We start from the raw sequence: 5,299 nt of genomic DNA, 5'->3' as shown, positions 1-5,299 counted from the left end.
GAAAGTCAATGAAATCAACGATCTACCAACACCACCTCCGCGCCAGTGCTAGCTTTTCGTACCGTCACTTATTGCACTGAAAACGAGGAGACCCCGGGCAAGAACACCAATGTGTACCTGGGCTCAGCCGAACTCTCGGCCATCTGCTCCAAGCTGGGCCGTATTCCCAGCAAGGAAGAATATCTGGCCGACGTGGGCGTCATTAACCAGAGCAGCGACAAGATCTACCAGTACCTGAACTTCGACCAGATCGAAGAATATGTGGAGAACGCCAAGGAAGCGACTGCCTGAGCGGCGATGGCTCCCTGAAACAACAAACGGCCCTTCGGGGCCGTTTTGCTGCGTAGCCTGGCTGAGGAGAAGTCTGCAGAATGCTGTGTATTTACACAGTATTTATGCCAGCCACCTCCAAGCCCAAGCTCTACAACCCGCGCCACCCCGAGCGCACGCTGCTCTACCAAACGGTGGCCGAGCATTACGAGACCTGGCTTGATCTGGCCAGCGCCGGCCAGTTCGACGGCCAGGGCGACCACCGCAGCCCCAAGCCCTATGTGCGCCAAGCGTTTGCCAAGTACCTGGAATGCGGCATCTTTGCCCACGGCTTTGCCCGTGCCCGCTGCGACGACTGCGGACACGACTTTCTGGTGGCCTTTTCCTGCAAAGGCCGGGGCGTCTGCCCCTCGTGCACCACGCGGCGCATGGCCGAGACAGCGGCACACCTCACCGACCACGTCTTCCCCCGCCTGCCAGTGCGCCAGTGGGTGCTGTCGGTTCCCAAGCGGCTGCGCTACTTTATGCAACGCGACAGCGTGGTGCTGGGCATGGTGTTGCGCATCTTCTTGCGCGTCATTGAGCAAACCCTGCAAGCCAACAGCCCATGCGCAGCGCATGCGAACAAGGCCGCCCTGCACATCGGTGCAGTCGCCTTCATTCACCGCTTTGGCTCCAGCCTGAACGAGCATGTGCATTTCCATGTGTGCGTGGTCGATGGCATGTTTGAGGCGGTGGCAGGGGAGGCGAGTGAGCAGGGCACCCGCACCACAGCGATCAGCGTCATGTTTCACCCGGCTATCGGCATCGACCCCGAAGCGGTGACCCAAGCCCAGGCCAGTTTGCGTCGGCGCATCCTGCGCGCCTTTGTGGGCCGGGGCCTGCTCGAAGGCTTCGAGGCCCAGGAGATGCTGGGGTACAAACACAGTGGGTTTTCGGTAGACACCAGCGTGTGCATAGCAGCACAAGACCGAGCGGGCCTGGAGCGCCTGCTGCGCTACTGCGCACGGCCCCCGTTTGCGCTGGATAGGCTGCGCAAAGCGGGCAGTGAGCTCATTTACCGCTGCGCCAAGCAGCACAGCGAGCCTGGCAGTGACCGGCGCGACCAACGCAAGGCAAAGCGAGGTGTTCGGGCCGACGAACTGCACCTCACGCCGCTCGAACTCATCGACCGCCTTGCCGCGCTGGTGCCGCCACCGCGTGCGCACCGCCACCGGTACTACGGCGTGCTGGCGCCCAATTCACCCCTGCGGGCTGCGGCGGTTGCACTGGGCGCAGGCCAAACCGCAGGCGCGGGCACGGGCACGGCACAGCCCGAGCCAGGCGGTGTGACCGCAGCGGTGGATGCCATGGGAGTGGCCACGGTCGGTGGTCCCAGCCAGCCCGAGCCCACCCAGCCAGCTCTGCCCAAACGCTCAGCTCACATTCTGTGGGCGGTGCTGATCGCCCGCATCTACGAGGTGTTGCCGCTGTTGTGCCCGCTCTGCGGTGGCCAGATGCGCATCATCGCTTTCATCACCTACAGTGCCGACCTCCGGCACATCCTGGAGCACATCGGGGTGGAGACAGAGCCGCCTCGCATCGCGCCAGCACGCGGGCCGCCGCTGTGGGATGGGTGCGATGTGCCGATGGGCGATGGTGTCGAGGTTGAGCCAGATTGGGGCGAGGCGGCCCAACCGGCGCCGGACTTTGAGGTCGATCAGCGCGTCAGTTGGTAAGGGAAGGCAGCAGCGGTTTGGCCGCGCGGCAGGGCTGCGTCTGTCACTGCCAAAAAATGTGCAAACCGAAAAATCTCGGGCTACTGGCGCTGATCAAGCGCTCAGGCAGGCTCAGCCTGAAGGCCTGTGATGCCCAAAACCTGGGCCATAATCGTCCTCCTGTGGTTGGATTTCCTATCCGCCCTACGTGCGGGCTTTTGCGTTTCTGGGGTGCCACGATGAATAATCCGGCCATCCGTAATGGCTTTCAGGCAGCGAGGGCGTCAATGATGGACCTGCTGGGATCCTATTTCCAGGACGCATCCATTTCCTTTTCCCGGTTTAACCCGATCGCGCGCAAGCATGAGTCCATCTGCAGCACCGGGTACGACGACAATGTGCTGGAGTTTTTGAATAGCGCCTTCATTGACCACGATGAAGACATGCTCTTCATGAGATCAAGCAACTTGAGCTATCTCGACTGGAATTCACATCCCCATCGCTACCATGGTGCCCATAGCGCAAAAAAATATTTCATTGCACACGGCTACCATGACGGCGCCACCCAGCGTCTGTTCACGGCGCAACGGCAATATACAGGTGTGCTCCATATCAACACTAAAACAGCCGACTCGATCAGCAAGGATGCGCAACGCCTGATTTTCCACTCGGCCCCGTTATTAGCCAGCATCACCGATTGGTGGCTCGATATCATTTCAACCGGCCAGGAGACCGCGGACGACGATTTTCTTTTCGTTATCGTTGATCAACAAATTCTTTGTCAACGCGGGGAGCCTGCGACAATCCTCGGGACAAGGACCATCGAAAAGGTACTGCTGGCCAGCAGCGAAAACCGCGTGCCGGACCAGTTCTACATGGAAGACTGCCATGGCAAAACGTGGCTGATGAAAGCGATCAGAAAGCAGCGCGAGCTTGTGTTGTACGCGCGCCCTGCGGCCATACCCCTGTCGATCACGCCACGAGAACTCGATATCGCCGGCTGGCTGGCGGGCGGATTCCAAAGCAAGGAAATTGCCCGGGGGTTGAATATTTCCGAACGTACCGTATCGCACCATATCGAAAACCTGTTGCGCAAGCTCGGCTTGCACAACAGATCTTCGGCTGCGGTTTTTTGCTACCAGAAAGGTATTCTCACCTTGCGGTGAATGGATATGAACGCACCGGCGCCGTTCGGGCGAATTTCACAGGGGCCGTCCGGCGGGAATGTCATAGTATTGGGACCACGGGCTGGCTCGCTCGAAAGCGGCGCTTGCGGCAATGACATCCAGGTCCGCCTGGCGATCGCCGATAATGAGCATGCCTGCCGGCAGGCCATCAATCAGGCCAGCCGGGACACTGGCACTGGGATGCCCTGAAAAATTGGTCAGGTAAGTCATGCACCAGCCGATCAAAGGGTCGATTTCTTCACCGTTGATCTGGCTTGGTCCCTCGGTGCAGCCATCAGTCGCATTGCGAACAGGCATGCATGCCAGGGTCGGCGCCAATAATAGGTCAAAGCGATCGAATACGCCGTTCATGCAATCGAAAACGGTCGTTCTCAATAGTTGATCAGCGCTGATCTGCTGGACGCTTATGTCAGCGACCGCATCTATCCACTTCATCAGCGCATCGGGTATGTCTGCCCGATGTTCGCCATATAAGTCAATGCCTTCCTTGCGCAGCGCCTGCATCGAGGCGACAGTAGGAATCGCGATCATGCGGCACCAGGCATCGCTCATTTGTTTCTGGCTGTAGGGGATACCGAGGTCGACGAATTCGACGTGTGCGCCAAGCTCTGTAAAAACCCGGGCAGCCTTGCCGATCAAATCCTGAATCTCTTGCTGGACGGGAAATACCCCGTAATTCAGCGTCAGGCCGATTTTTTTGCCACGCACGCCTTGTGCAAGCGCTGAGGTGAAGTCCAGCTTGACTCGCAGCGAAGCAGGATCGCGGCGGTCGAAGCCGTGCAGTACATTCATTGCCAATGCCGCATCCCGCACCGTCCGCGTGATGGGCCCTTCATAGAGATACGGTCCCGGATGGAAAGCATTGGGGCGGCTTTTGAACGGAACGCGTCCTATCGAAGGCTGAAAGCCGTAGGTATTGGTCCATGCCGCCGGAATGCGGATCGAGCCGCCGCCATCCGTGCCGCCTGCCACAGGAACGATGCCATCGGCCACGAGCGCAGCGGCTCCTCCCGAAGACCCCCCTGCGTTGAAGTCGAGGTTGAATGGATTGCGCGTCGGACCGAAAAACGTGTTGTCCGTGGTTCCGCGAAAGCCATAGACGGGGCTGTTTGTCTGTCCCAGCAACAGGCTGTCTTCGCCGGACATCTTCAATGGATAAGTGGACCAGACGCCGGCAGCGCCGCGGGCGTCCTTGAGGGCGCGAATTCCGCCCAGCGTGGACGGCCAGCCCGGCTTGGCCGCGAACAAGTCCTTCATGAGAGTCGGAACCCCCGCCAGCATGCCAACAGGCTCGCCTTGCATGATGCGCCGCTCAAGCGCAGCCGCTTTTTCGCGCGCTTCATCGTAAGCCTTGTACACGACCGCATTCAGGCCGGGATCGCGTTGCTCGATGAGGTCGATCGTGCTTTCCACGACCTCGCGTGGGGAAATTTGTTTGCTCTTGACTAACTCGACGATCTCGGCCGCCGACTTCCAGTGAACTGGCGAATGTGACTTACCCATTTCTGTCTCCCGGCACTGATGTGCCCACTTTAGAATGTCCCCTTTGGCTCGGACAGAGACATCCTATAAGGGAGAATGCGTCATTGGAAATGGGGTGGGTTGCCCATACAGGCGGGTGAAATGATGGCTTGCGCCGGCGGGCAACCCGGTACGGACGCAGAGCGGCCTGTTTTGTTTTCAGTCGTCACTGAACCCATCGTCTGCTGCCCCAACGACCCGGACGACGCGAAAACGCTGTCTGACGTGGCGGGTGCCAAGATCGACGAGGTGTTCATCGGCTCGTGCATGACCAACATTGGCCACTTCCGCGCTGCGTCCAAGTTGCTGGAAGGCAAGAAGGACATGCCGGTCAAGCTCTGGATGGCACCGCCCACCAAGATGGATGCGAAGCAGCTCACCGAGGAAGGCCATTACGGCGTTTTCGGCGCCGCCGGTGCCCGCATGGAAATGCCCGGCTGCTCGCTGTGCATGGGCAACCAGGCGCAGGTGAAAGAGGGCGCCACGGTCATGTCCACCAGCACACGCAACTTCCCCAACCGCCTGGGCAGGGGTCTCCTCGTTTTCAGTGCAATAAGTGACGGTACGCAAAGCTAGCACTGGCGCGGGGGTGGTCTGGGTAGACCGTTGATTTCATTGACTTTC

Annotated in this window: 3 protein-coding genes and 2 pseudogenes; 4 read left to right on the top strand and 1 reads right to left on the bottom strand. The window is 59.7% G+C overall.

Annotated elements, in window-relative coordinates:
• Positions 1-96 precede the first annotated feature (96 nt).
• The 3 genes and pseudogenes from BLQ61_RS17080 to BLQ61_RS17070 all read left to right on the top strand — a co-directional run.
• Positions 97-291: pseudogene (locus BLQ61_RS17080) on the top strand (hypothetical protein); the annotation flags it as partial.
• Positions 292-395: 104 nt separating this feature from the next.
• Positions 396-1,988, top strand: coding sequence for an IS91-like element ISCR23 family transposase (locus BLQ61_RS17075; RefSeq protein ID WP_020229221.1), 1,593 nt, complete (start codon positions 396-398; stop codon positions 1,986-1,988).
• 56 nt (positions 1,989-2,044) lie between these two features.
• Positions 2,045-3,133 carry a response regulator transcription factor gene (locus BLQ61_RS17070; RefSeq protein ID WP_091572990.1) on the top strand — a complete coding sequence of 363 codons (1,089 nt, stop codon included), beginning with the start codon at positions 2,045-2,047 and terminating at the stop codon, positions 3,131-3,133.
• Between the two features lie 36 nt (positions 3,134-3,169).
• Here the strand turns inward: BLQ61_RS17070 and BLQ61_RS17065 are convergent, their stop codons facing one another.
• A complete protein-coding gene (locus BLQ61_RS17065; protein ID WP_091572988.1) occupies positions 3,170-4,657 on the bottom strand; it encodes an amidase in 1,488 nt (495 codons plus the stop codon).
• 141 nt (positions 4,658-4,798) lie between these two features.
• Between BLQ61_RS17065 and BLQ61_RS17060 the strand changes: the two are divergent.
• Positions 4,799-5,221 (top strand): annotated as a pseudogene (locus BLQ61_RS17060) (aconitase family protein); the annotation flags it as partial.
• Positions 5,222-5,299 lie beyond the last annotated feature (78 nt).

Origin of the sequence: Oryzisolibacter propanilivorax, assembly GCF_900103645.1 — a bacterium.
Taxonomy (GTDB): Bacteria; Pseudomonadota; Gammaproteobacteria; order Burkholderiales; family Burkholderiaceae_C; genus Melaminivora; species Melaminivora propanilivorax.
Note: the sequence above shows the minus strand (reverse complement) of the source record. Positions and strands in the feature narration are given on the sequence as shown.